The sequence below is a fragment of the Streptomyces sp. NPDC002785 genome, from assembly GCF_040295565.1.
In the GTDB taxonomy this organism is placed as follows: Bacteria; Actinomycetota; Actinomycetes; order Streptomycetales; family Streptomycetaceae; genus Streptomyces.
In genome coordinates this window covers 22,115-47,821 of sequence record NZ_JBEOVN010000034.1, presented here as the reverse complement: position 1 = coordinate 47,821, position 25,707 = coordinate 22,115, and the positions used below count along the sequence as shown (strand labels likewise).

The following is a 25,707-nucleotide window of genomic DNA, read 5'->3' as shown; positions in this document are numbered from 1 at the left end:
CCGGTCTGCCGGCAGGACCGGGGGTACTGCATCCCCCGGTCGCTCGGCATGTGCGTGGCCTGCCACGACAACCCCAGCGGTTCCGCTCTCGCTGCCTGACCCCTCCCAACGCAGGGATGCCCGGCCCGCTTTCCAGGGCCCGGCCAGGCATCCCCGCTCTTCACTCCAGAAGGAGCCCGACCAGTGTCTGACACTGCGACGAGCACGAAAGCCCCGCCCGACACAACCAGCCAACTGCCCGAGCCTGATGCCGTGACCGTGGTCGACGGCCCGGACGGGCAGTCCCTCCCGATCGAGATCACCCTCAACCAGCACCCGGGCGACAGCGATTCCGCCTCGACGGTGCGAGGGCCGCACAGTTCGCTGCGTGCGTGGCCGCTGACCCTGTTCGGCGCCGAGGCCGCCTCGACTGGGGCATCGGCCCTCTACGCGTCGGCCGGGACGGCCGGGTTCCTGACCGCGGCCGGTGTCGCCGCCGGGGGCGGTCTGGTCGCTGCCGGTGTCGCCGCCCGCCGAGCCCGCAAGTCCCAGAACCGGGGCGCTGGTGGCGGGCGGGTCCTGCGCTCCTCCGGGCACCGCTCAACGCTCGGCAGCACCGGCACCGGCCGCACCAGCGGCCGTTCCGGGGGCCGCAGTTCGGGCCTGGGATCTACGGGCCGGGGCGGCCGGTCCGGCGGCCGTGGCCGTTCCTCCACGCTCGGCGCGGTGAGCTCCGGAGCGTCCACCCCTCGCACCAGTGCCCGCCATTCTCCGACCTCGCGGAACGGGGCATCCGTGCCGAAGAAGCCCTTCACCACCGGCAACACCGCGCCCACGGGCGGTGGTTCTGCCGGCCGGGGCTCGCAGCTCGGGAAGTCCGGAACCGGTACCCGGGGCCGGGACGCTGCCGGTGGGCGGGGCGGCATACTGCGCCGTCTCACCCAGCGCCGCAGCGGCACCAGCCCGTCCGGCTCCGGCGCCCAGGCCGGACCGCTCGACAAGGGCCCGAACAGCACCAACTCCCCCGACGCCAAGAGTGGCGGGCGCGGCCGGTCGACGGTCAGGGCGTGGACGCGCAGGGCTGCCCGGTCCGCGATGCGCGGCGTCGCCCTGACCCGCCGTCTGGCCCGCCAGGCCGCGGAGTCCCCGGCCGGTCAGGCGCTGCGAGAGCGGATCCGGTCCGCCCGCCGCGCCCTGGCCAAGAAGGCCAAGGCCGGGGCCCGGTACGTGCTGCGCAGTGCCGTGGCGAAGGTCGCGGCGGGTGCGGTCGGGGCCGTGGTCCTGATCCCCGGCCTGCTGCTGCGCACGCTCGCGGCGACGGCAGGTGGTGTCTTGCGGCTCCTGCGCCTGGCGCCCCGCAACGGGGCCCGCTGGGGTGTCCGGTTCACCCGCTGGTCCGCGCTCGCGGCCACCGCCGTGCACCGCCGCCTGATGCGCCGCGCCAAGGACAGCTGGAACAAGGCCACATGCCCGGACGTCCTGACCGACTTCGACGAGCCGGGCCACATCCGCCCCGCTGCCGACGAGTTCGGCACCGACCACTTCGGAGGGAACCTCGTGTCCGTGTTCAAGCAGGAGACCGAGGCTGTGCGCGACGCGTACGCCACCTATGACCCGCCGATGATGCTCGCCGTCGCCGCCGAGTACTGGGGTCTGCCCGAGGGTGTGACCTCGGTGGCCGAGGCGGTGCGGCAGCTCGCGGTCAACACCGCCGACAAGTACCCGGCCGACGCCACGATGGCCGATCTGGTCGCCCAGGTCTACGCCCTGCTCCACCAGGCCGTTCAAAAGGCGCAGGAGATCGGGCCGCTGTTCGCGAAGGTCCACGAGAACGACCTGCGCCGCTACGAGGAGCCGAGGCCGGGCGAGCACATGTGGAACATCCTCGAACGCCGCCAGGACGGCGGGTACGACCAGCGCCAGCCCTCCCAGTTCGTCGCGGTCGCGCAGGATGTCGCGCACGTCTACTCCCGCTACGAGCCCGGCCACATGAACCAGGTCGCCGCCGAGTACGAGGGCATCCCGGACGGGATCGAGAACATCGCCGCCGCGATCAACCTCCTCCAGGTCCGCTCCAACGACCGCTACCCCGTCGACAAGGCCGTCGTGGACGCGATCGCGGACGTGCACCAGCTCCTGATGAACGCCGCGTCCGCCGCGCAGGAGCTGATGCCGAACTTCCGGCGCCTGCACGCCCCGGACATCTCCCGCCACGAGGCCCCTCGCAACGGCGAGGAGTCCGAGGCCATGTGGGACGTCTGACCGAAGAAACCACAGCTCACCCCAGCTGTGGGGCCGCGCACCGGATCCGGGGCGCGGCCCCACGGCACTTCCCCCCTGCCCTTGCTCGCTGTTCCTGAAGGAGCCCTTGATGGCTACGTCTGATGCTCCGGCCCTGGACTGGAGCTGGTCCCACTCTCCCGCCACGTCTGCCGCTCTGGTCGCGGGTGGTGCCTACACCGTCGCGACCGTCGGCACGATCACCGACCTGCCCGCCTCCCACGCCCTGCTCGTCGCCGGGGTTGGGGCCGTCGCCCAGGCCGGGGCCGACCTCTACCAGCACCGGCCCGCCGGCCACACCGTCGCCCGGTGCGCGGCCTGGCTCGCCGCCGGAGGCTGGACCGCCTCCGCGCTGGCCGATCACACCGCCCTGACCTGGTCGTCCGCCGGATGGTGGGCGGCCGGGACGGTGGCCGGGATGACCCTGGCCCGCGGCCTGGTCCAAGCTGAGGAAACCGCCCGCACCGAACGCCACCAGAGGCGGCTGCAGAAGTGGGCGAACAAGCAGGCCGGTGAATGGCACGACCGCCTCGCCCGCCTCTTCCGCCTGGAGGGCCACGAGGTCGAAGGTGTCCGGCCGTGGAAGGGCGACGTCGGGTACACCGTCCGTGTCCGCATGCCGTCCGATACCCCGGAGCTCCCCAGCGACGCGGTGCGGAAGCTGGCCGTGGACCTGCGGCTGCCCAAGGGCGGCGGCATCCAGATCCTCGACGGCGAGGTCTACGGGCAGACCCTCATCCGCGTCACCGCCGTCGATGTCCTCGCCAAGGACCTCAACCTTCCCGACACCCCGGACGAGACCACCGTCACCAGCATCTACGACGGCATCCCGCTCGGCCTCAAGCCCGACGCCGAAGAAGCCCGGATCGCCGTCGTCGACGAATGCGCCCTGGTCGTCGGCCAGACCGGATCCGGCAAGACCAACACCATCAACGTCGCCAACGCCGGTGCCCTGCGCACCAACAACACGGTGGTCATGCACATCGACGTCACCGGCGCCGGTATCTCGCTGCCATGGCTGCACGCCTGGGCGGTCGACGGGACCGCGACGGTGCCGCTGATCGACTGGACCGCCGACACCGTCGAAGAAGCCCACATCCTCTGCGACACCGTCATCGCCGGGATCGGCGCCCGCAAGACCGGGCACCAGGACAAGCTGACCGAGGACGACAAGCTCACCGTCACCCACGACCTCCCCGAGGTCCTGGTCGTCGTCGACGAGATCGCCGAACTGCCCCCGGCCCTGCTGCGGAAGCTGGACACCATCGTCAACACGGGCCGGGCGGTGCGGGTCCGGGTGGTGATCTGCGGGCTGCGCGCCACCCAGGACGTCATCACCGCCGCCATGAAGAAGCAGTCCAGGGTGAGGGTCGGGATGCGCGTCTCCGACCCCGAAGAGCTGTCGCACCTGTTCCCGACCGGCGGGGCCCGCATCAACCCCAAGTCCGCGCCGTACAGGGGCTGCGGGTTCTACTCCTCCCCCGACGAGGAGGACGTGGTGTCCGACCCGACGGCGTTCAAGGCGTATCGGATCAAGCCCAAGCAGATCAGGGCCCTGAGCGCCGTCTATGCCGACCGCCGGCCGCAGCTCGAAGAGGTCTTCCTCGACACCGAGCCCGGCGAGTACTACGAGAGCCGGTGGGGCCGCATCCTGCCCCGCCTCTACAAGGCCAACAAGCTCGCCCCGACCACCATCCCCTACACCAGCATGGACACCCTCTACCCCCCGATCAACCAGCTCACCGGCATCCCGATCACCGGAGCTGCCGACCCCGAAGACGACAACGCCCCCGCCCCCCGCATCGTCGCCAACACCATCGGCACACCGGCCGGGCAGCAGCCGCGGGTGGGCAGCGACCTGCTGTCGACCATGCTCAACGCCGCCCGCACCACACCCAGCCAGACCGCGCCGAGCGGCGGGGACGACGCCACGGTCATCCAGGCCGACTTCGGCCGCGTCATCCAGCAGGCCGGCATCTCCGAAAACCGGCCCAACCCCGTCCCCCAGCTCCTCGCCGACGCCCACAACGCGGTCGTGGCCGCAGGGGGCCGCATGCACACCGCCGACCTCGCCGCCCTCCTCGAAGTGGAACCTTCCGTCCTGGGATCGGAGCTGGGGAAGGTGCTGCGTGAGGTGAGCATCGAGCGTCCCGGCAAGGGCACCGTCCGCGCCGGAAAGGACAACGAGCCCAGGCTCGGATACCTCGCCGAGACCCTCGCCGACGCCATCCGCGCCTACAACCTGCGCGACGGACAGTAACCGGACCGGGGTCTGTGGGGGCCCCACAGGCAAGCCCCCCACAGACCCCCACAGCCCTGTGGGGGCCCCACACGGCTGTGGGGGTCTCTGACCTGCATGTGGTGGGTGTGGGGGCCCCACAGAATGCGCCCCCGAAACCGGGTTCTCAGCCCCTCCAACGCCCCTCTGAGGCGCTGTCGTGGGCGGGGTGTGGGGGCCCCACATTCCACCCCGCTTGCTGCCACGTTCCGTGACCAAAATCGAAGTGAGGACGCCCCATGGCTCTGACCGTTTCCGCCGTCGTCCTGCTCCTGATCACCGTCCTGATCCTGCTGCGTACCGGCTACCTCCGCTTCGGCCCCGGCCTCGCCGCCGCTCTGCTCGGCTTCTTCGTCGCCTCCACCGGCATCGCGCCGGCCATCCGCCAGGTGCTCAGCAGCATCGCCACCGCCCTCGCCCACATCACCGCCTGACAGGCCGAAGGAGCCCGCCATGACCATCAACGCCGACTTCATCCCCACCGACTGGACCACCTCGACCGACGCGCCCCGGCAGCAGACGTCCGTCACCGGCCGCACGCCGATCGACCCGGCCGAAGCACGCGAACTCCTCTCCGACGAGCTGTACATGGCCCGCGTCTGGTCCCTTATCCGCCGCGAAGAGGAGACCCGCACCGGCCACCCGGCCCCGACCAGCGCCCCGGACCCCGTGCCTGCCGCCTTCACCGGCCGCACGGCCCCCGCCCCGCAGCAGTCCCCGACCACGAGCGGGGTGCCGGGATGGGTGTGGAAGTACAGCGCGCTCGCCCTGTCCTCCGGCGGCTTCATCGCGCTCGCCGGATACGGCATCGGCGCCGCCGCCCCCGGCCTCGCCGCCATCGACGACATCCTCGCCGCCCTCGGACAGGCCGTCATGTCCATCGCGGTCCTCGCCGTCCTGGCCGCACTCTTCCTCACCGGCCGCCGTACCCACCGCAGCACCGGCCCGGCCGGAACCACCGTGAACATCCGGCGGGCTGTGTTCAAGCGCAGCCACTTCCACGGCTGAGCAGCCGGTCATGCCCCTGCTCGACTGGCGCGACAGCAGGCACTTCGACCCCCACCGCGACCTGCCCTGCGTGCTCTGCGGCAGGCCGACCCCGATGCGCTCCCACGACCGCGAACCCGTCCACAAGGTCTGCGCCGAAGCCTGGTGCGACCAGCACCCCGAATCCAACCGCTTCCACAACTGACCCCGGAAGGGACCCATGTACGACGACGACTTCATCGACTGCGACCTGTGCGACCCCGGTGACGACTCCGAGCCCTACCCGTACGCGCACTGCTGCGGATGCGGCGCGGACGGCAGCGCCGAGTTCACCGACTGCACCTGCGAGTAGCTACGCCAAGGGCGGCCCCCTCTCACGCCAATGAACCGGGGCCGCCCTTGTCCAGCAGCTCACTCACGAGAACTGGAGACATCCAGCATGACCCATGAAGCACGTCCCGCGCTGCTGTCCGCAGCGCTCGATGCCGCCACCCGCGGCTGGGCGGTGTTCCCGTTACGGCCCGGTGGCAAGCCGCCCGCCCTTCACGGTGAAGCCTCTTGCCATGGCATCGGAGACTGCACGGCTGGTCACCGCAAGTGGGAACAGCGCGCGACCACCGACCCCGACCGCATCCAACGGGCTTGGTCCGCAGGCTCGTTCAACGTCGGGATCGCGACCGGCCCGTCCAGGCTGGTCGTCGTCGACCTCGACATGCCCAAGCTCAACAGCAGTAAGGGCACGCCTTCCGGCGTGACGACCTTTGAGGCGCTCTGCGAGCGCGCCGGACAGGCCGCCCCCGCCACCTACCGGGTGCGGACTGCGAGCGGTGGAAAGCACCTGTACTTCACCGCCCCGCCCGGCATCCGGCTCACCAACACCGCAGGGCTGCTCGGACCGCTCATCGACACCCGCGCATGGGGCGGATACGTCGTCGCCCCCGGCTCCGTCGTCAACGGCCACGCCTACGAGGTCACCGACCCCGCCCCCGTAGCCGACCTGCCCACGTGGCTGCTACAGGCCCTCACCGCCGCCCCGGCCCCCGCACAGCCTGTACGCATTCAGGCACCCCGGTTCGGCAACCGGGCCGCAGACGTCGCCCTGGAGCGCGAGACCGCAACCGTCCGCGCCACCACCGAAGGCGGCCGCAACGAACAGCTACTCAGGAGCGCCCGCGCCGTGGGCCGCTTCGTCGCGTGGGGCGACCTCCCCCGCCACAAGGTGGAGCAGGCTTTTCAGGAGGCGGGCGAGTCAACCGGACTCCCGGCGGCCGAGTGCCACACCACAATCCGCAGCGCCCTCAACTGGTCCATCCGAACCTGCCGGCCGAGGGGGACCGCCGCATGAGCGCCCCACGCCGCCCCCACCTGAAAAGCCTCCCCCCACCGCCGACCGACTCCAGGACCGCCGAACCGGCCCCCGCCGCACCCGGCAGTGGTGCGCCGAAGGACGTCGCCGAAGGCGTCCCTTCATCTGTTCGTCCTGACCCGCAGACCGGGGACGGGCGGTACCCGATCGCCTGGCTCGCCATCAGCGCACCCCGCGGCGCCGTGCCCACCGCGACGAGCACCTGCGAATGCGGACGCAACCTCTTCGCCGCAGGCCACCGCAAAGCCCTCGCCCTGATCGACGACCACAACCGCCACCGCACCCGCTGCCCGCTGCGCACCACCGAGGAAAGGATCGCCACATGACCGCGACACCGCCCACCCCGCCCATCGACGGTGCGGCGCTGCTCAACGAGGTGGAGCAGTTCCACCGCCGGTTCAATGTCTTCCCGACCGAGGCCGCCTACGTGGCGGTTGCCCTGTGGGACGCACACGCGCACCTGGTGGAGTGCTTCGAGACCACGCCCCGGATCGCGTTCCTGTCCCCGGAACCGGGGTCGGGGAAGTCCCGGGCGCTGGAGATCGTGGAACTCCTCACCCCACGGCCGGTCAGCACGGTCTCGGCATCCGCGAATGCCCTGTACCGGCTGGTCGACTCCGCCGCTGGGCTGCCCACCGTGCTCTTCGACGAGGTGGACACCATCTTTGGCCCGAAGGCCGGTGCGGACGAGGCGCTGCGCGGGTTCCTGAACGCCGGGTACCGGCGTATCGGCGGTGCCCTGCGGTGCGTGGGTGAGGGGTCCAACCAGAACGCGCAGGTCTTCGGCTCGTACTGCGCGGTCGCCATGGCTGGGCTCGGCTCCCTGCCGGACACGGTGCTGACCCGCTCGGTCATCGTCCGTATGCGCAAGCGCGCCCCGAACGAGAAGGTGGAGCCCTACCGGCAGCGCATCCACGAGAAGCAGGGCCACGAACTGCGCGAGCGGCTCGCCGCGTGGGCCGACACCATCCGCGACCAGGTCGCGGACGCCTGGCCCGAGATGCCCGACGGAGTCACCGACCGGCCGGCCGACGTATGGGAGCCCCTGCTCGCCGTCGCCGACGCCGCCGGGGGCGACTGGCCCGCCCGCGGCCGGACCGCCTGCCTTGAGCTGATCAACACCGCGCACGACAACGACGAAGCATCCCTCGGAGTCCGGCTGCTCACAGATCTGCGAGACCGGGTCTTCTGCGGTGCAGACCGCATGCCCACCGCCGTCATCCTCGAATGCCTCCTGGCCATGGACGACGGCCCGTGGGGGGACCTGGACGACAAGCCGGTCAACTCCCGCACCCTCGCCCGGCTGCTCGCCCAGTACGTCACCCCCGCCAACAAGCCCATCAAGCCGCGTGGCATCCGCACCCCGTCCGGCTTCCCCAAGGGCTACTACGCAGAAGACCTCACGGACGCCTGGATCCGGTACTGCCCCCCGCCCCCTGAGGAATCCGCCACGTCCGCCACGTCCGCCACACCGCAGGTCAGCGGGGGTGAATCCGTGGCGGATACCGCCACACCTATCCGCCACATGTCTGCGGAAACCGCCACGCCGCTCTTCCCGGTCGCGGGCTGAACCAGCGTCATCAGGTGCCGCCGCACCCCTGTGTGTGGCGGCACCTATCCGCCACACAATCGCTATCCGCCACAAACTCGGGCCCCTGACCTGCGGTGTGGCGGTGTGGCGGACGTGGCGGATCCCCCAGAGGGGGCGGAGCCCCCTGTCTCGGAATCAGGAGAGACCGAATGGCAGATGCCATCACGAAGACGCTCCGCGCTGGACTCCCCGACCGCTACCTGACGCCGGACGACATTGCCACGCTCTTCTCCGTCCCGCTGGAGACGGTCTATGCCTGGCGGAAGAAGCACACTGGCCCGCCCGGATTCCGCATCGGCAAGCACGTGCGCTACGACCCGGCCAAAGTCCGGGCCTGGGCCGAAAGTCTGACCGAGCACAGCGCGGCGTAACCCACCAACCCATCATCAGCAGTAGGGGCGTGACCGACACCGGTCGCGCCCCTACTGCGTACCACTCAGGAGCACACGTTGGCCGGCCACATCCAAGACCGCTGGTTCAAGACCGAGACCATCGACGGCAAATCCATCCGAGTAAAGACCGACCGGTACGGGCTCGGACTCCGCTACCGCGCCCGCTACGTCGGCCCCGATGGCACCGAGAAGTCGAAGTCCTTCCCGGACCGCCAAAAGCGGCTCGCCGAAAACTGGCTCGCCAACGTCGCCTCCGACATGTCGCGGGGCCAGTACATCGATCCCCGCGCGGCCCGGGTGACGTTCAAGGGGTACGCCGAAAAGTGGCTCAAGGCGCACAGCGCGGATCTGTCCAGCCAGATCGTCACCGAGCAGCGTCTACGCCTGCACGCCTTCCCCATCCTCGGGTCGCGCCCGCTCGACTCCTTCCGGCCGGAACACCTGCGCGACCTGGTGAGCGCCCTTGAGGGCAACCCGGGCGTGAGCGGCGCGTACGCGCGCAACATCTACGGCGACGTTCGAGCCGTGCTGAGCGCGGCCGTGGATGACGGTCTACTGCCTCGCAACCCGTGCTCCGCGAAGTCCGTGCGCCCGCCGTCGGTCGAGCGTCGACGGGTCACTCCGTGGCTTCCCTCTCAGGTCCAGGCAGTGCGCAGGGCACTGCCTGCGCGCTACCGGACCATGGTGGACACCGGGGCGGGGTGCGGGTTGCGACAGGGGGAGATCGTAGGACTCGCTGAGGACGCGCTCGACTTCGATGGGGGCATTCTCAGGGTCGTCCGGCAGGTGAAGCTCATCCAGGGAAAGGCCGTATTCGCGCCGCCGAAGTGCAACAAGGAGCGCGACGTGCCTCTGCCGTCCTCGGTGGCAGAGGCACTGCGGGTGCATATGGACGCCTGCAAGCCGGTCGACGTCACCTTGCCGTGGCGAAAGCCGGACGGTCCGAAGGTGACGGCCCGCCTCCTGTTCACGAACACCGCGAACGGTGTCGTCTGGCGGAGCAATTTCAACATCCAGGAGTGGAAACCCGCCCTCGCGCTGGCCGGTCTCATCCCGGGCGCGCGGGGCGGCAAGTACGACTCGGCCCGTGAACACGGGATGCACGCACTGAGGCACTTCTACGCTTCGGTGCTACTGGACGCCGGCGAGAGCATCAAGGCCGTCAGCCAGTACCTGGGGCACACCGACCCCGCGCTCACGCTGCGGGTGTACGCGCACCTCATGCCATCGAGCCAGGAGCGGACCCGGAACGCCATTGACGGGCTGTTCTTCCCCGCCTCCGAGGGGTCCGACGGCCCAGGGACGGCCCAGTAGCACGCGAGCGGCCCCTGACGAGCGCTAAACGCGCTGGTCAGGGGCCGCTCAATGCCGGATCGCCGCCAGTTCTCCGGGCTTAGGCATGGTTCATCCAGTGTCGCAGACAGAACAGTGAGGGCCCGCCGCCCTGTGGACAACGGACCCTCACTCGTAAAAGCCCAGGTCAGGATGGCAGCCCGTCCCGAGGCTCAGCCGGAACCCACAAACAGCACCAGCAGCAACCAGACCACCGGGGCGGTCGGCAGCAGCGAGTCCAGCCGGTCCATGATGCCGCCGTGGCCCGGCAGCAGAGTGCCCATGTCCTTGATCCCGAGGTCCCGCTTGATCATCGACTCGCCCAGGTCACCGAGAGTGGCACTGACCGCGACCGCGAGCCCCAGCAGCAGTCCCTGCCACCAGGAACCGCCGTCGATCAGGAACTGCATGCACAACGCACCGGAGACCATCGCGAAGGCGACGGCCCCGAACAGGCCCTCGCGGGTCTTTCCGGGGCTGATGCGCGGCGCGAGCTTGTGCTTGCCGAAGCGCCAGCCGACGGCGTACGCACCCGTGTCGCTGACCACGGTCAGCAGCAGGAAGGTGAGCACCCGCTGCGGCCCGTCGTCCGCGGTCAGGAGCATGGCGACGAAGGTGGCCAGGAACGGTACGTAGAACGCGGCGAACACGCCGGCCGTGACGTCCTTGAGGTAGCCCTCAGGAGGCTCGGTCATCCGCCAGACGAGCACCGCGAGTGCGGTCAGCGCCATCGCCGCCCAGGCACCCTCGGCGCCCCGCACGTATCCGGCCACCACCATCGCCGCGCCACCGACCGCCAGCGGGATGAGCGGCGCCTTGATGCCCTTGCGCTCCTCCAGCCGGGAGGTGAGCTCCCACAGGCCCACGACGACGGCGACGGCGATCACACCGACGAAGACGGCCTTCACGATGAACAGCGAGGCAACGATGACGGCGCCGAGCCCCACACCGACCCCTATTGCGGATCGCAGATCACGGCCCGCACGTTTTTTCTGCGGGGGCGGGGGCGCGGTGGACATGGGCTCCTGCGGCTTCTCGTCACGAAACAGGGGGCCGCCGCTCAGGCGTGCGGTCCCCTGGTCCCGGTCATCACGGTCGTCAGCGTCTCTACCTGCGTCGGGAACGTCCGGCACGATGGGCATGGGCCGAGTTTGCTGGGCGTCATGCACATCGTATGCAGGAGCCGCCGGGGCGGCCTGCGTCTCGGGCGTACCCCAGCGGCCGGCTTCCTGCGGGGCGCCCCAGGAAGAGTCGTTCATCAGACTTCGAGCAGCTCGGCTTCCTTGTGCTTGAGCAGCTCGTCAACCTGTGCGACGTACTTCGCGGTGGTGTCGTCGAGCTCCTTCTCGGCGCGACGCACCTCGTCCTCGCCGGACTCCTTGTCCTTGACCAGCTTGTCCAGGATCTCCTTGGCCTTGCGGCGCACGGCCCGGATGGAGATCTTGGAGTCCTCGGCCTTCGTCTTCGCGACCTTGATGTAGTCGCGGCGACGCTCCTCGGTGAGGTCCGGGAAGGTCACCCGGATGATATTGCCGTCGTTGCTCGGGTTGACGCCGAGGTCCGAGTCGCGGATGGCCTGCTCGATGTTGCGCAGCGCGCTCTTGTCGAACGGCGTCACAACGGCCATGCGCGGCTCGGGCACCGAGAACGAGGCGAGCTGGTTGATCGGGGTCAGCGCGCCGTAGTAGTCGGCGACGATCTTGTTGAACATCGCCGGGTGCGCACGGCCGGTACGGATCGCGGCGAAGTCCTCCTTCGCGACGACGACGGCCTTCTCCATCTTCTCCTCGGCCTCAAGGAGGGTTTCTTCGATCACCACGTGCTCCTGCGTGTCTTGAGTCGGCCCGGCGTGCTCGGGCCCGGCGGGTCCTGCGTCGCGTCCTCACCTGCACGGTGTCCGACCGGCAGGCCGTTGTCCATCCTTCGGGACCTGTCCCGGGGTGTTCCCGGCAGACCCCGGACCTTCCCATGACTTCCCGGGAAGGCCCCCCGGTTCTCAGGCCCGGGTGCCCTGGTCACTCACGAGCGTGCCGATCTTCTCACCCTTGACCGCGCGGGCGATATTGCCCATGGTGGTCAGCTCGAAGACAAGGATCGGCAGCTGGTTGTCACGGCAGAGCGTGATGGCGGTGGCGTCGGCGATCTTGAGATCGCGGGCGAGCACCTCGCTGTACTCAAGGGCGTCGAACTTCACCGCGTCAGGATTGATCTTCGGGTCGGAGTCGTAGACCCCGTCCACCCCGTTCTTGCCCATCAGCAGACCCTGGGCGTCGATCTCCAGGGCGCGCTGGGCGGCAGTGGTGTCAGTGGAGAAGTACGGCATCCCCATGCCTGCGCCGAAGATGACGACGCGGCCCTTCTCCAGGTGGCGCACGGCGCGCAGCGGGATGTACGGCTCCGCGACCTGCCCCATGGTGATGGCGGTCTGGACGCGGGAGTCGATGCCCTCCTTCTCCAGGAAGTCCTGGAGCGCCAGGCAGTTCATGACCGTGCCGAGCATGCCCATGTAGTCGGAGCGGGCCCGGTCCATGCCGCGCTGCTGGAGTTCGGCGCCGCGGAAGAAGTTGCCGCCGCCGATGACGACCGCGATTTCCGCGCCGTCGCGGACGACTGCCGCGATTTCCCGGGCGATGGCGTGCACGACGTCGGGGTCGACACCGAGACCCCCGCCGCCGGCGAACGCCTCTCCGGACAGCTTCAGCATGAAGCGTCCGGGTACCTTGCCGTCGTCGCGCTTGTGGTCACCTGTTGCGGCGTCCGCGCCCTTGTTCATGGAGATTCTCCTCGTGCACATACGAAGAAGGCCATTGCCGGTGGGTCTGGTGTCCCTCCGCGGCAATGGCCTCCTCGTCAATTCTGCGGTCGTACGGCATGTGTGCGGCCGACGACTGCACCAGACCCTATCGGGGTCCACCGTTTTTCGCGGACGGACTCAGATGCCGACCTTGATGCGCGAGAAGCGCTTCAGGGTGACACCGGCCTCGTCCAGAACCTTCTGGACGGACTTCTTGTTGTCCTTGGCGAACGCCTGCTCCAGGACGACGACGTCCTTGAAGAAGCCGTTGACGCGACCCTCGACGATCTTCGGAAGGGCGGCCTCGGGCTTGCCCTCCTCGCGAGAGGTGGCCTCGGCGACACGACGCTCGTTCTCGACCGTCTCGGCCGGAACCTCGTCGCGGTTGAGGTACTTCGGGGCGAAGGCGGCGATGTGCTGCGCGACGTCCTTGGCAGCCTCGGCGCTCTCCTTGTCGAGCTCGACCAGGACACCGACCTGCGGCGGGAGGTCAGGCATGGTGCGGTGCATGTACGCAGCCACGTAACCGCCGGTGAACTGCGCGAAGCGGTCCAGGACGATCTTCTCGCCGAGGTTGGCGTTGGCCTCGTCGACGTACGCCTGGACGGTCTTGCCGGCCTCGATCTCGGAGGCGAGCAGCGTGGCCAGGTCGGCCGGCGAGGTCGCGGCGACGTGCGCGGCGAGCGCGTTGGCGACGGCCAGGAACTTCTCGCCCTTGGCGACGAAGTCCGTCTCGCACTTCAGCTCGAGCAGAACGCCGGAGGTCTTGTCCTCGGAGATGAGGGAGACGACGGCACCGTTCTCGGCAGAACGGCCCTCGCGCTTGGCGACGCCCTTCTGACCCTTGATACGGAGCGCCTCGACGGCCTTGTCGACGTTGCCCTCGGCCTCGTCGAGCGCCTTCTTGCAGTCCATCATGCCGGCGCCGGTCAGCTCGCGGAGCTTCTTGACGTCAGCGGCGGTGTAGTTCGCCATGAGTCTGTGTTTCTCTCTCGAAGTCTGAAAGATCTACGGGTGAACGGCGGGGGCGGCGCTCGTGGCACCGGCCCCCGCCGTCATTCAGCCGTGACGGAGGTGTCAGGCCTGCTCGGCGTCCGCGGCCGGAGCCTCGGCAGCGGGGACCTCGGCAGCGGGGACCTCGGCAGCGGCCTCGGCCGGCGTCTCGGCGGCGTCCGCGACCTTCTCGGTCTCGGCGGAGGTCTGCACCTCGGCGTCGGCCTTCTTGTCGCCCTCGAGCAGGTCGCGCTCCCACTCGGCGAGCGGCTCGCCGGCGGCCTTCTCGCCCGGCTTCGAGTCACCGGTGGCGGCACCGGAACGGGCGATGAGGCCCTCGGCGACGGCGTCGGCGATCACGCGGGTGAGCAGGGTGACGGAGCGGATCGCGTCGTCGTTGCCCGGAATCTTGTAGTCGACCTCGTCGGGGTCGCAGTTGGTGTCGAGGATCGCGACGACCGGGATGTGGAGCTTGCGCGCCTCACCGACGGCGATGTGCTCCTTCTTGGTGTCGACGATCCAGACGGCGCTCGGCACCTTCTGCATCTCGCGGATACCACCGAGGGTCTTCTCCAGCTTGGCCTTCTCGCGGGAGAGAACCAGGAGCTCCTTCTTGGTGAGGCCGGAGGCGGCCACGTCCTCGAAGTCGATGAGCTCGAGCTCCTTCAGACGCTGAAGGCGCTTGTAGACGGTGGAGAAGTTGGTGAGCATGCCACCGAGCCAACGCTGGTTGACGTACGGCATGCCGACGCGCGTCGCCTGCTCGGCGATGGCCTCCTGGGCCTGCTTCTTCGTACCCACGAACATGATGGAGCCGCCGTGCGCGACGGTCTCCTTGACGAACTCGTAGGCGCGGTCGATGTACGACAGCGACTGGAGCAGGTCGATGATGTAGATGCCGTTGCGCTCGGTGAAGATGAAGCGCTTCATCTTCGGGTTCCAGCGACGGGTCTGGTGACCGAAGTGGACGCCGCTTTCCAGCAGCTCCCGCATCGTGACGACGGCCATGGCCGTACTCCTTGAGGTGCTCGGTTGTCGCGACCGCAGGATTGCTGTCGCGCCTGACGCCCCGACGCGCCGTGCCACAAGGGACCGAGGAGCGCGGCCACCATCCGCAGAGAGGGAGATGGCGGGGCGTGCGAAGTCGACCCGGTGACCCGGATCGCCATAGGAAGTGTACGGGACAGGTCGGGTGCCGGGTGACGGCGCTGTCCACAACCGGTCGGTAGTCCACAGATCCGGTTCATGATCCCCGCGGTTGCGAGCGGTACGGGACGGTTCTGCCATGCGACGCACACCGGATCCGACCGTTTCCCTTTTCTGGCACAGACTCCCCCTCCGCAAGGCCGTGCTCGTGGGGGTGGTGGCCCTTCTCGCGGCGCTGTGCGGCGCGCCGGTCGCGGCAGCCGAAGAATCCGCGCCCGTACCTGTTCCGTCACCGGCGCCCCGGTCGGACGGCGCCCGGCTGTGGCCGCTTGCCGGGCGGCCTGCGGTCGTACGGGGATGGGAGCCGCCGGCCAACGCCTACGGGCGGGGCCACCGCGGGGTGGATCTCGCCGCGAAGCCGGGCACGGCGGTGCTCGCCGCGGCCTCGGGCCGGGTCTCGTTCGCAGGGCGTGTGGCGGGGCGCGGGGTGGTGGCGATCGAAGTGGCCGGTACCGGCGATCCGCCGTTGCGGACCACGTACGAGCCGGTGCGTGCGCTGGTCGCGAAGGAAGAGAAGGTGACGGCAGGACAGGTCGTGGGGGTCGTGGAGGCGGGGCCCTTCCACTGCGCATCGGGCTGTCTGCACTGGGGACTGCGACGCGGTGACGCATATCTGGATCCGCTGTCGCTGCTGCCGCCAAAGCTGCTGCGTCGGGGGCCGTCCCGGCTGCTGCCGGTGTTCGGCGTGCCGGACCCCCGGCCCTCGACCGAGGGGGCCGGGGACGGACTCGCCGCCCCCGGCGTTCTGCTCGCCGTTGCCGCCGCGCGGCCCCGACGTCAGTCCTGTACGCCCTGTACGCCTCGCAGGACCATGGCGACGGCCGTGTCCGCGATCACGGCCGCCTCCTCCGCCACGCCGAGTTCGATACGCCGCACCGCGGCGTCCACCGAACCCTGCAGCAGCATCGCCGCCAGCCTCGGCTGCCCGTGGCCGAGGTCGCCGAGCGCCTCGACGATCATGGCGATCAGCCCGCCGTGCGCGGCCCGGATCTTCTCGCGCGCGCCCGCGTCCAGCTCGCTCGCCGAGATCGCGACGACCGCCCGGTGGCGGCGGTCCCCGACGAGGTCGAGCTGCCGTCGTACGTAGGCCTCGATCTTTCCCTCGGGTGTGGTGGCCTGCTCCATCGCGTTCTCGACCTCGGCCGCCCAGACGGGGAAGTCGACGGCGCAGAGCTCTTCGACGACGGCCGCACGGGAGCGGAAGTACTCATAGACGGAGGACCGGGCGAGGCCCGTACGTTCGGCGAGGGCGGGGAAAGTCAACGCCTCCGTACCGCCCTCGGACAGCAAGGAGCGGGCGGCGTCCAGGAGGGCGCCGCGCTGCATGGTCCGGTGCTCGGCCACCGAGGCCGCTCGAATCCTGGGCACGCTTCCACTCTACGGCGACCGGTGTTCGAGAGGGCGCGTGCGGCCCCGATCGGTGGCCGAAGCAGCCATGGCCACGGCATCGGCCACCGGTGGGATCAGCGTCCGGCATCGGCCAGTTTCGCGCGCAGTTGCAGCACCGATTTGGTGTGGATCTGACTCACACGGCTCTCGGTCACTCCGAGCACATTGCCGATTTCGGCGAGGGTGAGGCCCTCGTAGTAGTAGAGCGTGACGACCGTCTTCTCGCGCTCCGGAAGCGTATTGATCGCCCGGGCGAGCAGTCGTCTGAGCTCACGGTCCTCTGCGACTTCCACCGGATTGTCGGCGGCGGTGTCCTCCAGTGTGTCCATCAGGCTCAGCCGGTCACCGCCCTCGCCGCCGACATGAAGCAGCTCCTCCAGCGCGACCACGTTCGCCAGCGACAACTGGCTGAAAACCGCGTGCAGTTCCTCCAGCGCGATGCCCATCTCCGCAGCGACCTCCGGCTCGGAAGGCGTGCGTCGCAACTGCGCCTCCAGCGTGGCATAGGCGCGTTCCACGGCCCGCGCTTTCTGGCGCACCGAGCGTGGGATCCAATCCAGTGCCCGGAGTTCGTCGATCATCGCGCCACGGATGCGGGTGATCGCGTACGTCTCGAACTTGATCGCGCGCTCGATGTCGAACTTCTCGATCGCGTCGATCAGTCCGAACACCCCTGAGGAGACGAAGTCCGCCTGCTCGACGTTGGAAGGCAGGCCCACACTCACCCGGCCCGCGACGTACTTCACCAACGGCGAGTAGTGCAGGATCAGCTGCTCCCGCAGCCGCTCGTCGCCCGTGGACTTGTATGAACGCCACAACTCGTCGAGCGAGGAGGGGGCAGGGGGGCGCACAGTGCCACGCGCAGCCGGTGGTACTGCCGCACGGTCAGACCCGGAGGTGTGCTGGGGCATGTGGTGCCTTGAGCCGTTCTGCTGTGAAGTGCTGGGGGACTTGTGTCTGAGTCGGATTCCTTGTGAGCGTAGCGTGACTGAGACGTCGCGGTCCGCGTAGGACAGCGGATCGGCGCTGTGCGATTCCAGCCGATCGAACATGGCTGAGGTCCGGGGCCGTCGCCACGTGCGCCGGCCCCGGAGGAGTCGCTGAAGGATCCGCCGAGGTCATCGGCATTACCTTTTCACCCGAATGCTCCAGGTCAAGTACCGCCTCGCCGCGCGTCGTCATTGCATGTAGGTCTCGGCGTCAACCGCCATCCATCGCCTTCGCGTTCGACGAACCCCAGTGAGTGCAGTTCGTACAGTCTGCCGAGCGCTTCGTCGGTGCCGGTTCCCGCGGCGCGGGCCACGTCGCGCCCGCCGGCGGCGCCGCGGGACGGCAGCGCGTCGAGAACCCTGGCGGACACCGCGTCGAGCAGGTCCCTCGGGTGTACGGGGCCGAGTCTGGCGGGAGCGAGTTCACCGATGTCCCCCACCAGTTCGGCGACTTCCGCGGCGTCCGTCACCAGAATGCCCTCCCCGCGGAGGAGTTCATGGACTCCTGCTGACAGCCCGCTGGTGGCGGGGCCCGGCACGCCCATCGTGAAGCGGCCGAGCCGCTGCGCGCTGCGTGCGGTGGCCAGCGAACCGCTGCGGTATTCGGCCTCGACCACGACCGTCCCGCGCGTCAACGCGGCGATGACCCGGTTCCGAAGAATGAATCTGCTGCGGGTCGGATGATCGGACGGTGGTAATTCGCCGACGACGAGCCCTTGTTCGGCCATGCGTCCGATCAGCTCGGCATGTCCCCGGGGGTAGGCGACGTCCACGCCGCAGGCCAGGACCGCCATCGTCGCCCCGTCAACGGCGAGCGCGCCACGATGCGCTGCCCCGTCCACCCCGAACGCCGCTCCCGACACGACCACCCACCCCAGCTCCGCGAGCCCCGCGCCGAGGCTCGCCGCCATATGGGATCCGTACGATGTGCAGGCGCGGGCGCCGACCACGGCGACCGAGCGCAGCGCCCAGAGCCTCAGGTCGCGCGGCCCCCGCACCCAGAGGCCGGTCGGCCTGGCGTCGGCCAGGTCGTCGAGCTGGCTGGGCCATTCCCGGTCGCCGGGGCAGACGAACCGCCCGCCGAGCGCGGCGACCGCCGCCAGGTCCCGCTCGGGCTCGACGCTCTCGGCCCGTAACCGGTATCCGTCCAGACGTTTCGGAGTCATTCCGCTCAGCCGCTCCGCGGCCCCGTCCCTGGTGGTGATCCGCCGTATCAGTTCGACGGCACCGCACTCGCGCAGCCAACGGCCGCCGCGCTCGTCCCCCGGTTCCAGGATGCGGGTCAGCGCGGCCCGCGCCAGCCGTTCCCGATCGCTCACCGCCACCCCCGGCCCCGCGTTCCGCTCCGAGTCCCGCCCCGAAACGCACCCGTGTTCCCGCCCCTGCCCAGGGTCCGCCCGCGGAGTCATGACGCTCCGGCCTTCGTCAAGGCGCCCCGTGGGATCCCGGTCCGCAGTTCCAGCGCCACCGCAATGTCGGAGGCGTCCGGGCGGTCGGCACCGCGCAGATCGGCGACCGTCCACGCCACCCTGAGCACCCGGTCCAGGCCCCGTGCGGTGAGCATGCCCCGGTCCATGTCCCGTTCGGCCTCCATGAGCGCGCCCGGTGCCACGACCAGCCGGGTCCGCAACTCATGGCCGGGCACCTCGCTGTTGGTGGTCCACGCGGTGCCGGCCAACCGGTCCGCCGCCCGAGCCCTGGCCTCCCTGACCCTGGCCGCGACGGTGGCCGTCGACTCACACCTGCCGCCCTGCCCCATCAGGTCCTCGCGCCTGACCGGGTCGACAACCACTCTCAGATCCACCCGGTCGAGCAGTGGCCCGGAGAGTCTCGCCTGATAGCGCCGGACCGTCGAGGGCGCGCATTCGCAACCTGCACCGCTGAGGGTGTGCCGGCCGCAGGGGCAGGGATTGGCGGCCAGCTTATGAGGGTCTTTCATTCGTGTCCGTTGTCCGCTGCTGCCTGTTGCTGACGACGGCGCTCGTCGAGGCGGGTGACCCCCGTGAGGGCCTGGTGTTCATCCTCCAGCTCTGCCTTGTCCAGGGTCAGCTGGCGGATCGCTTCGGCATAGATCCTCAGTTGCTTGCGGAGGTCGGTGTTCTCCCGGCGGAGCCGGGCCAGGTCGTCCTCGCGCTTCGAACTGTCCTTGGCGGTGGTCTTCGTCTCGCGCAGGGCATCGAGCTGGGACTTGAACCACTCGATCTGGTCGGGGTAATTCCGGTAGAAGGTTGCGTGCGTGACACCGAGCTGCTTCTCGACGTTGCTCACCGTGGCTCGCCGGCCGAGGGCCTGGCTCTCGCCGAGTTCTGCCTCGATCGCCGCGCGGACCTGCTCGTCCGTGGGCAGCAGGCGGTTCATGATGCCTCCTGGTCGGGGTGGTCGCTCATGTCGGCGGTGGCGGCGAGGAAGTCGACGATCTCCTGGCGTCGGGCGCTCAGGCGGTGGCGGATCAAGGGGGCAAGGTGCTCGCCCCGCGCGAGCTTCTGGTCGTAGGCGGCCAGGGCCTCCCGCATGCGGGTGACGTTGCCACTCGTGAGTGCGACGTTGCGGCAGCGCAAAGGCTGACAATCAGGTAGCGAGGGGCCTTCCGCCCCGTCGCTTCGGCGGCAGAGAGCCCGGTCGGGGTTGTGGACGCAGGTGACGTACTCACCGGGATAGATGTTCGGGTCGTGCCGATTCATGTGCCGCCGGAGCCGCTTCTCGTCGTTGAAGACCTTGCCGTGGAACTGAACGTTTCGCTCGAACTCGGCGAGCCGGCTCTCGGCCTCGGCTGCGGCCGGTCCGCGCAGGCTGTGGAACTCGTGGCTGACGATCAGGTCGCCGAGCTTCTCGCCGCGGGCGATGGCGTCCTCGGCCTCGACCTCGTCGCGGAACCCCGAGTCGGAGGTCCCCGCATAGCCTTCGAACATTTGAACGCGGAGATGGCGAAATTGCAGCGCGCCGGCGATCACGCCGCCGGGGCGTCGGGCGATGAACCAGGCCAGCGTTCTGCGGAAGTGACTGGTGGTGACCTTCCACTCCTGCTTGTTGACCAGCGGAATGGTCTCATCTCGGCCGGTCTGCTGGCAGTAGTTGTTGATCCACTTCCTGAAGGCGATCAGGTCCGCGTTCGTGGCACTCGTCGTTCGCGCTTCGTTCTTCTCGCCCTGCGCGATGTAGCCGCGGGAGGGCGGCAGCAACGCGAAGAGGTAGGGCCGCCGCGCCGGTTGGAGCCGTTCGAGGACCTCGACGGCGCGTTGGGCGGAGGCATTGATGATCCAGGTCGCTTCCACTCCCGTCTCGTCGCTTTCGCCTTTGAACGCCAGGCTGGTCAGACGTCGGCGGACAATGTGGCCGTCCGCGTCGCGCCAGACGGAGACGCAGCCGCGCTTGATGTGTTTGACCTCGCTGTCGCGAAGGCCGGAGAGGAAGGCGATCACGATGTAGCAGGCGGTCTGCAACATGCGGGTGAGGGGCTCGACTTCGACGTATTCGATCGGCCCGCGCCAGGGCTTGCCGTCCAGCAGTCCGCGGACCGGCGTCCGCAGGTAGGTCGCGTCGGCGATGCCGAGCTCGGCGGCGGCTTCGCGGATCATCTTTCCGCCCTGGAAGTTGTCGGCCAGACTCGTCCGCTCGACCTTGCACTCGCGGGCAAGGTGGCAACGGTTGACGTCGCCCTGCCAGCCCGGCAGAGGGCGGCCCTCGGCCCGGTAGCGGTTCAGGACCCGGCCCAGCAGCCTGCTCGACTCATGACGCCCGATGGGTTTTTGCCGACGCCGACGCCGGCTGGGCATCGACCAGCGGTTCAGCTGCCGCCACTCGTCGTGGGCCTCGACAACGTCGTCCGCGAAGTCGTTGATCCAGCGCAGAGCCCAGACCAGGTAGGGAGAGAACACCTGCTCAGGGATGCGGTCGGTGGCATTCTCCCGGGCCCGCCGCGTCGCGGAACGTGACTTCCCCTGCTGGAGTCCGGCGATGACGACAGCGGGATCAAACGCCAGCGGATCGCTGATCTTCGTCCGGCACAACCACAGCAGCCGCAGGGCCCGGTGGTAGGAGTCCTTGGTGTCCTGGGAAACCCGCAGGCCGTCGGCATACTGGGCGAATGCCTCGACGTCGGCACTGGTGATCGCTGTGACGGTGGGGATTCCGCGGTCCTTCATCCAGGTGAGGACAGTCAGCAGGTCGGCCCAGTAGCCACGGATCGTCACGATGGTGCGGATCGCCTCGCAGCCCGGCGGCAGGTCACCGGCCATCAGCGTGTAGATCGCTTCCTTGGCCACCTGCCGGAACCGTGCCGGAATCCGCCCGAAGTTCATGACGAGCTCGGTCTGCTGCCGTTGCATCTGGGCATGCTTCATGCGCCAGATGTCGTCGCTGAACCGTGAGGTGTCCGCGAGCCGCACTCCGGGCAGCAGGGGGCGCCCTGCCAGGACGAAGGCGTCCGCAGCGACGGTCGACTCCCGCGGGTTGAGCACGTGCGCGTGTACTCGGTCAGTGATCTGGTCGGTCACGACGGTTCCCTCAGTCCATCAAGCAGTTCGGTTGGCAGGGCGCCCGGCGCCTCTCGGCGGGCCCGCTCCTGTTGGGCAGGGGTGAACTTGGGCAGGATCAGCCGCGTGATGATCAGCCAGGTGATGCCGTGTCGGCCGATCCAGTCGTCGACGCTGCGGACGTCGAGTTCGTCCTGAAGCCAGTTCAGGAGAGCGAACAGCTTCGGCAGGTGCCGCTCGGCCACCAGCGCGTTGGGACAGCGCAGGCAGGTCAGAAACGACACGTCGCAGAGGCCGCCCGCGCTCTGCGGACTGTGCTCGAAGTCCAGGCAAGAGGTCACCAAGGTGTCCAGCTCGCCGGCGGCCGCGCTGGTGAGCTTGTCCGCCGTGGTGCCCAGCGCCGCGGCCGCGGCCTGCGGATCACGCTGAGCCTCCTTGGCGGTGTGCTCGTCCATGATCCATCCGCGGAAGGCATGGGCGGACTGCTCTGCGTCCTCCAGTGCCTCGGTCAGAACACGGTCGGCCCAGTCCCTGATCCGTGGATCGTTGCGGAGGTAGTGCAGGAACGACACGTCCGGGGTGTTGGTCCGCGACGCCGACGGCAGGTGACCGCCGACGGCCCGGGTGGTGCGGACCTCGACCGTCGTCTTCAGCCGCCCCAGGGTCAGTTTCAGCGGCTCGGGCTCAACGTCCTCCTCAGACTCGGCGGGAGCATCGGCGGTCAGCCCGTGCCGGGCGGCCCACAGGCTCATTTCCAGATTCCGTCCGAGCCGGATGGCGAACGGGTCGATGTGTCCCTTGGCGATCTTTCTGGCGGCGCGGAAATCTTCCGGGCCGCCAGCGGTGTCGCCCGTCCAGATCGACCACACCCGTTCCGAGCGGCTGAAGGCCCGGCTGGTCGCGGCCAGGTCGTGCAGCAGCCGGAACCACCCGCCAGGCGTGTGAAGCTGCGAGCTCTCCGAACCGGTCTCCCAGTGGATCGTCTCGCGGGTGCGGGCCTTGCCCCGGCGCCGTTTGAGCAGGTTCACCGCGACCGCCCGGCCCTGGAGAACCCGGTGATCGACCGCCAGTTCCTTGATCGTCTCGGAGTTGCGTCCCGAGAGTCCGACCCCGAGCACCAGCAACGGGAGGACATCTTGCGTGGTGAGGAAAACCTCTCCCGCAAGGTCCCTCTGCGAGGCCAGGTCCGGGACGTTGCTGCCCTTGATCCGGTCCTTCTTCGGCGCTGGGACCTCGCCGGTCCGCAGCATCCGGGCCAGCTCGGCCCCCTGTCGCCGGTCGGCGTCGCTGAGGGTGTCCGGGGCGGACTCGAACTGCTCGACCAGCCGCTGCGAGATCCGCAGCCGCTGGCGGATGGCCACCACGTCCGCGCGGGCGGCAGACATGATCGCAGCGAACTCGCGGTCCGAGTAGCCCGGGACTTCTGGCCTGGTCTTGATCGCTTTCCACCTGCCGTAGAGGTGTCCGGGCTGTTCCAGGTACTCGCGCACCTCCTCACGCAGCAGACTCGTCGGCTGTACTTCCTTCAGCAGCTCGCGGATCTGTGCCATCTCGGTGATGGCCGAGAACTCGGCAATGGTCATGCGCCGGTGCTGGTCGAAGCGCCGCAGGTGCGAGACGGTGAGCCCGGCCAGCGTCGCCGGAGGACGGTTCAGCTTGCCCAGCCACCTGATCAGGCGGATGACGGCCGACCAGGCACTGTCCGCGGCGCCACGGGTCCGTAGGCCCCCGCTCGCGCCGATCCGGCGGTTCCAGGCAGCGGCCAGGTCCGTGTGCATGCGAGGGCAGGGCAGCTTGGCGAAGTCGTAGCTGGCCCGGCGGCCGTCCTCGCCGAAGAACTCCACGATCGGCCCGGCCTCCGCGCGGACCGTCTCCGGCTGGTAGAAGCCCTCCGGCTGAGCCGCGACCTGCCCCCGACCGGTCCGGGGCCGCTGTGCAGGGATCTCAGGCGGCATCGTTCCTCGCCTTCTCCTCCAGGTCCTCGGGGTGGACGCCGGTCGGCTCCCAGCCGGAGGGGACCAACGCCATCCGGGTCTCCATCTCCAGCTCCTGCAAGGTGTGCAGATAGACCTGCGTGACCTCGATGGAGGAGTGGCCGAGTCTCATCCGCACCCAGTTCAGCGGGTCTCCGAAGACCATCTGGTAGGTCTCGCGCTGCCGCGGTGTCATCGCCGCCAGCTCCTGGATGTGGCCCCGCCAGAGCTGTTCCAAGGTGATCACGGCAAAGCTGTGACGCAGGACATGGGGGAGGCATCGCAGCCTCAACCCGAGCCGGTCGCACCGCTTGTTGGCGGTCTTGAACACCTCCTGCCAGGCCGACGGCTTGCTCGGCAGGCCGTACTGGTTGAGCCACAAAGCCGCCGGCTCCAGCCCCTGCGGCGTGTCCATCAGCACCCGACGGCGTTCGCCGTGCTTCAGCTTCGCAATGGGCAGGCGCTTGCCGTCGACGACGACGAACGGCCGCCGCCGGTCGGTGACGATCAGCGGGTTCCGTATCCGTTCGTAGGCGCCCTCGTCCCGGGCGGCCTCCACGGCCTCCGCCCGGTCGGTGTCGACGTAGTCCCACACGTCCTTCAGCGCGGACGCCGGGAAGTAGACGCGGCGGGCGGAGCCGCCCTTCGCGATCGCCTTCGGTAGCCACGAACGCTGGTTCAGCAGGCCCGGCACCATCTCCGGGAGTTCGAACAAGCTCAGACTCGTCTGCTCAGACAGCCGCAGTCCGGTGCGGATCTTCGTATCGGTGTAGGCCGCGTTCCGCGAGGCGAACCGTCCCCTAAACGACCGATCCGGCAGGCCCTCGACTGTGAAGCCCCGCACCCCGACATCCCGCCACTGCCGGTAAAGGGCCGGCGGCAGCCACTCGATGTCGTTTCGCGGGCCCTCGTGCGATGCCTCGGCCGGGGTCTCCGCATCCGTCGCCCGGCGAGGATCACGACTGCGGGACGTGCGCTGGAGAAACGGGTTCCAGGCCGCGTGTCCCTTGCGGACGGCCCAGAGGTAGAACTGGTTGACCGTCGCGACCTCACGGTCCCAGGTGGTCAGCTCCACCCGCGGCCCCGCAATGTCGGTCACCCGCCAGTGCTTGAACACCGCCCGGTCCTCCGCCGTGGCCACCTTCCAGCTCCGACGGCCCCGGTTGTCCCACAGGAACTTCAGGAACCGCTTCAGATCGTAGGCCGCGGCCTCCTGCGTGGTCACCGGCTCGTTGGCCAGCTCGGTCACGAAGTAGTCGTTCAGATCCACGTCGTACCGGCCCAGAGGGTCAAGCAGGTAGGGCGATCCGTCGCCTATTCGTCGTTCGTCCAGCCACTCGTCCAGATCGCCGAGCTCGGCCAGCACATCGCATCCGGTCTTCGGCCGGGGCAGACCACGGCGGGTGAAGAACACCCGCCACCCCAGCACTCCCGTCTCTCTCTTCAGCACCGCGAGAACGTAACAAGGACAAGTCCGAACCCGCATAAGACAGGACCATAAGAAATCTGGCGGGCAGCCGCACCACTCCGGCGCTGCGTGCCACCACCACATGCCCCGACTCCAGCGGTTCTCCAGACACTCTGAATGTGTCTCATCTGAGTGACTCCTCCAGCCCGCCCGTAGCCATTTGAGTGACTGTCTGGTTAGCCGATCGGCAGGTCCTTCGGGATGGACATCGGTGGTCG

General features: G+C 69.3%; 23 protein-coding genes and 2 pseudogenes. 12 read left to right on the top strand and 13 right to left on the bottom strand.

Annotation, left to right across the window (positions count from 1 at the left end; translation table 11 throughout):
• Nucleotides 1–183 precede the first annotated feature (183 nt).
• The 11 genes from ABTZ94_RS11795 to ABTZ94_RS11745 all read left to right on the top strand — a co-directional run bounded on the left by ABTZ94_RS11795 (nucleotide 184) and on the right by ABTZ94_RS11745 (nucleotide 10,187).
• The gene (locus ABTZ94_RS11795) at nucleotides 184–2,241 is read left to right on the top strand and encodes a hypothetical protein (RefSeq protein ID WP_351200006.1); all 2,058 of its coding nucleotides are present in this window, start codon (nucleotides 184–186) and stop codon (nucleotides 2,239–2,241) included.
• Between the two features lie 109 nt (nucleotides 2,242–2,350).
• Complete coding sequence (locus tag ABTZ94_RS11790) at nucleotides 2,351–4,519, top strand: hypothetical protein (protein ID WP_351200005.1); 2,169 nt, start codon at nucleotides 2,351–2,353, stop codon at nucleotides 4,517–4,519.
• A 257-nt stretch (nucleotides 4,520–4,776) separates the two neighbouring features.
• Nucleotides 4,777–4,971: a hypothetical protein gene (locus ABTZ94_RS11785; protein ID WP_351200003.1), complete on the top strand. Its 195-nt coding sequence runs from the start codon at nucleotides 4,777–4,779 to the stop codon at nucleotides 4,969–4,971.
• 19 nt (nucleotides 4,972–4,990) lie between these two features.
• Complete coding sequence (locus ABTZ94_RS11780; RefSeq protein WP_351200001.1) at nucleotides 4,991–5,545, top strand: hypothetical protein; 555 nt, start codon at nucleotides 4,991–4,993, stop codon at nucleotides 5,543–5,545.
• Between the two features lie 10 nt (nucleotides 5,546–5,555).
• Nucleotides 5,556–5,729, top strand: a complete 174-nt coding sequence (locus ABTZ94_RS11775) for a hypothetical protein (protein WP_351199999.1) — start codon at nucleotides 5,556–5,558, stop codon at nucleotides 5,727–5,729.
• 15 nt (nucleotides 5,730–5,744) lie between these two features.
• Entirely contained in the window at nucleotides 5,745–5,876 is a 132-nt protein-coding gene (locus ABTZ94_RS11770) for a hypothetical protein (protein ID WP_351199997.1), read from the top strand.
• A gap of 87 nt (nucleotides 5,877–5,963) precedes the next feature.
• Nucleotides 5,964–6,869: a bifunctional DNA primase/polymerase gene (locus ABTZ94_RS11765; protein ID WP_351199995.1), complete on the top strand. Its 906-nt coding sequence runs from the start codon at nucleotides 5,964–5,966 to the stop codon at nucleotides 6,867–6,869.
• Nucleotides 6,866–7,216: a hypothetical protein gene (locus ABTZ94_RS11760; protein ID WP_351199993.1), complete on the top strand. Its 351-nt coding sequence runs from the start codon at nucleotides 6,866–6,868 to the stop codon at nucleotides 7,214–7,216. Before ABTZ94_RS11765 ends, ABTZ94_RS11760 begins: the two co-directional genes overlap by 4 nt.
• Nucleotides 7,213–8,460, top strand: a complete 1,248-nt coding sequence (locus tag ABTZ94_RS11755) for a DUF3631 domain-containing protein (protein ID WP_351199992.1) — start codon at nucleotides 7,213–7,215, stop codon at nucleotides 8,458–8,460. The genes ABTZ94_RS11760 and ABTZ94_RS11755 overlap by 4 nt, the downstream gene beginning before the upstream one ends.
• 170 nt (nucleotides 8,461–8,630) lie before the next feature.
• Entirely contained in the window at nucleotides 8,631–8,852 is a 222-nt protein-coding gene (locus ABTZ94_RS11750) for a helix-turn-helix transcriptional regulator (protein WP_351199990.1), read from the top strand.
• Between the two features lie 78 nt (nucleotides 8,853–8,930).
• Complete coding sequence (locus ABTZ94_RS11745) at nucleotides 8,931–10,187, top strand: tyrosine-type recombinase/integrase (protein ID WP_351199988.1); 1,257 nt, start codon at nucleotides 8,931–8,933, stop codon at nucleotides 10,185–10,187.
• A 191-nt stretch (nucleotides 10,188–10,378) separates the two neighbouring features.
• Here the strand turns inward: ABTZ94_RS11745 and ABTZ94_RS11740 are convergent, their stop codons facing one another.
• From ABTZ94_RS11740 to rpsB, 5 genes are all read right to left on the bottom strand, one after another.
• The gene (locus tag ABTZ94_RS11740; RefSeq protein WP_351199986.1) at nucleotides 10,379–11,464 is read right to left on the bottom strand and encodes a phosphatidate cytidylyltransferase; all 1,086 of its coding nucleotides are present in this window, start codon (nucleotides 11,462–11,464) and stop codon (nucleotides 10,379–10,381) included.
• Nucleotides 11,464–12,021, bottom strand: a complete 558-nt coding sequence (gene frr, locus ABTZ94_RS11735; protein WP_266783436.1) for a ribosome recycling factor — start codon at nucleotides 12,019–12,021, stop codon at nucleotides 11,464–11,466. The genes ABTZ94_RS11740 and frr overlap by 1 nt, the downstream gene beginning before the upstream one ends.
• Nucleotides 12,022–12,201: 180 nt before the next feature.
• Nucleotides 12,202–12,978, bottom strand: a complete 777-nt coding sequence (gene pyrH / locus ABTZ94_RS11730) for a UMP kinase (RefSeq protein ID WP_351199983.1) — start codon at nucleotides 12,976–12,978, stop codon at nucleotides 12,202–12,204.
• Nucleotides 12,979–13,137: 159 nt separating this feature from the next.
• Entirely contained in the window at nucleotides 13,138–13,974 is an 837-nt protein-coding gene (tsf, locus tag ABTZ94_RS11725; RefSeq protein ID WP_351199981.1) for a translation elongation factor Ts, read from the bottom strand.
• 102 nt (nucleotides 13,975–14,076) lie between these two features.
• Nucleotides 14,077–15,000, bottom strand: coding sequence for a 30S ribosomal protein S2 (rpsB, locus tag ABTZ94_RS11720; RefSeq protein WP_351199979.1), 924 nt, complete (start codon nucleotides 14,998–15,000; stop codon nucleotides 14,077–14,079).
• A 277-nt stretch (nucleotides 15,001–15,277) separates the two neighbouring features.
• Here rpsB and ABTZ94_RS37815 point away from each other — a divergent pair.
• Nucleotides 15,278–15,760: pseudogene (locus ABTZ94_RS37815) on the top strand (M23 family metallopeptidase); the annotation flags it as partial.
• A gap of 215 nt (nucleotides 15,761–15,975) precedes the next feature.
• Here ABTZ94_RS37815 and ABTZ94_RS11710 read toward each other — a convergent pair.
• The 8 genes and pseudogenes from ABTZ94_RS11710 to ABTZ94_RS11675 all read right to left on the bottom strand — a co-directional run bounded on the left by ABTZ94_RS11710 (nucleotide 15,976) and on the right by ABTZ94_RS11675 (nucleotide 25,471).
• Complete coding sequence (locus ABTZ94_RS11710; protein ID WP_351200008.1) at nucleotides 15,976–16,542, bottom strand: TetR/AcrR family transcriptional regulator; 567 nt, start codon at nucleotides 16,540–16,542, stop codon at nucleotides 15,976–15,978.
• A gap of 119 nt (nucleotides 16,543–16,661) precedes the next feature.
• Nucleotides 16,662–17,498 carry an RNA polymerase sigma factor WhiG gene (gene whiG / locus ABTZ94_RS11705; RefSeq protein WP_093899085.1) on the bottom strand — a complete coding sequence of 279 codons (837 nt, stop codon included), beginning with the start codon at nucleotides 17,496–17,498 and terminating at the stop codon, nucleotides 16,662–16,664.
• A 242-nt stretch (nucleotides 17,499–17,740) separates the two neighbouring features.
• Nucleotides 17,741–18,985: a DNA-processing protein DprA gene (gene dprA / locus ABTZ94_RS11700; protein WP_502967226.1), complete on the bottom strand. Its 1,245-nt coding sequence runs from the start codon at nucleotides 18,983–18,985 to the stop codon at nucleotides 17,741–17,743.
• Nucleotides 18,982–19,497, bottom strand: a pseudogene (locus ABTZ94_RS11695) (magnesium chelatase subunit ChlI family protein); the annotation flags it as partial. The gene dprA and the pseudogene ABTZ94_RS11695, both read right to left, overlap by 4 nt.
• Before the next feature lie 14 nt (nucleotides 19,498–19,511).
• Nucleotides 19,512–19,934: a hypothetical protein gene (locus ABTZ94_RS11690; RefSeq protein ID WP_351199975.1), complete on the bottom strand. Its 423-nt coding sequence runs from the start codon at nucleotides 19,932–19,934 to the stop codon at nucleotides 19,512–19,514.
• A complete protein-coding gene (locus ABTZ94_RS11685; protein WP_351199973.1) occupies nucleotides 19,931–22,069 on the bottom strand; it encodes a site-specific integrase in 2,139 nt (712 codons plus the stop codon). The genes ABTZ94_RS11690 and ABTZ94_RS11685 overlap by 4 nt, the downstream gene beginning before the upstream one ends.
• Nucleotides 22,066–24,003 carry a hypothetical protein gene (locus tag ABTZ94_RS11680; protein WP_351199972.1) on the bottom strand — a complete coding sequence of 646 codons (1,938 nt, stop codon included), beginning with the start codon at nucleotides 24,001–24,003 and terminating at the stop codon, nucleotides 22,066–22,068. The genes ABTZ94_RS11685 and ABTZ94_RS11680 overlap by 4 nt, the downstream gene beginning before the upstream one ends.
• Nucleotides 23,993–25,471 carry a site-specific integrase gene (locus ABTZ94_RS11675; RefSeq protein WP_351199970.1) on the bottom strand — a complete coding sequence of 493 codons (1,479 nt, stop codon included), beginning with the start codon at nucleotides 25,469–25,471 and terminating at the stop codon, nucleotides 23,993–23,995. The genes ABTZ94_RS11680 and ABTZ94_RS11675 overlap by 11 nt, the downstream gene beginning before the upstream one ends.
• Nucleotides 25,472–25,707 lie beyond the last annotated feature (236 nt).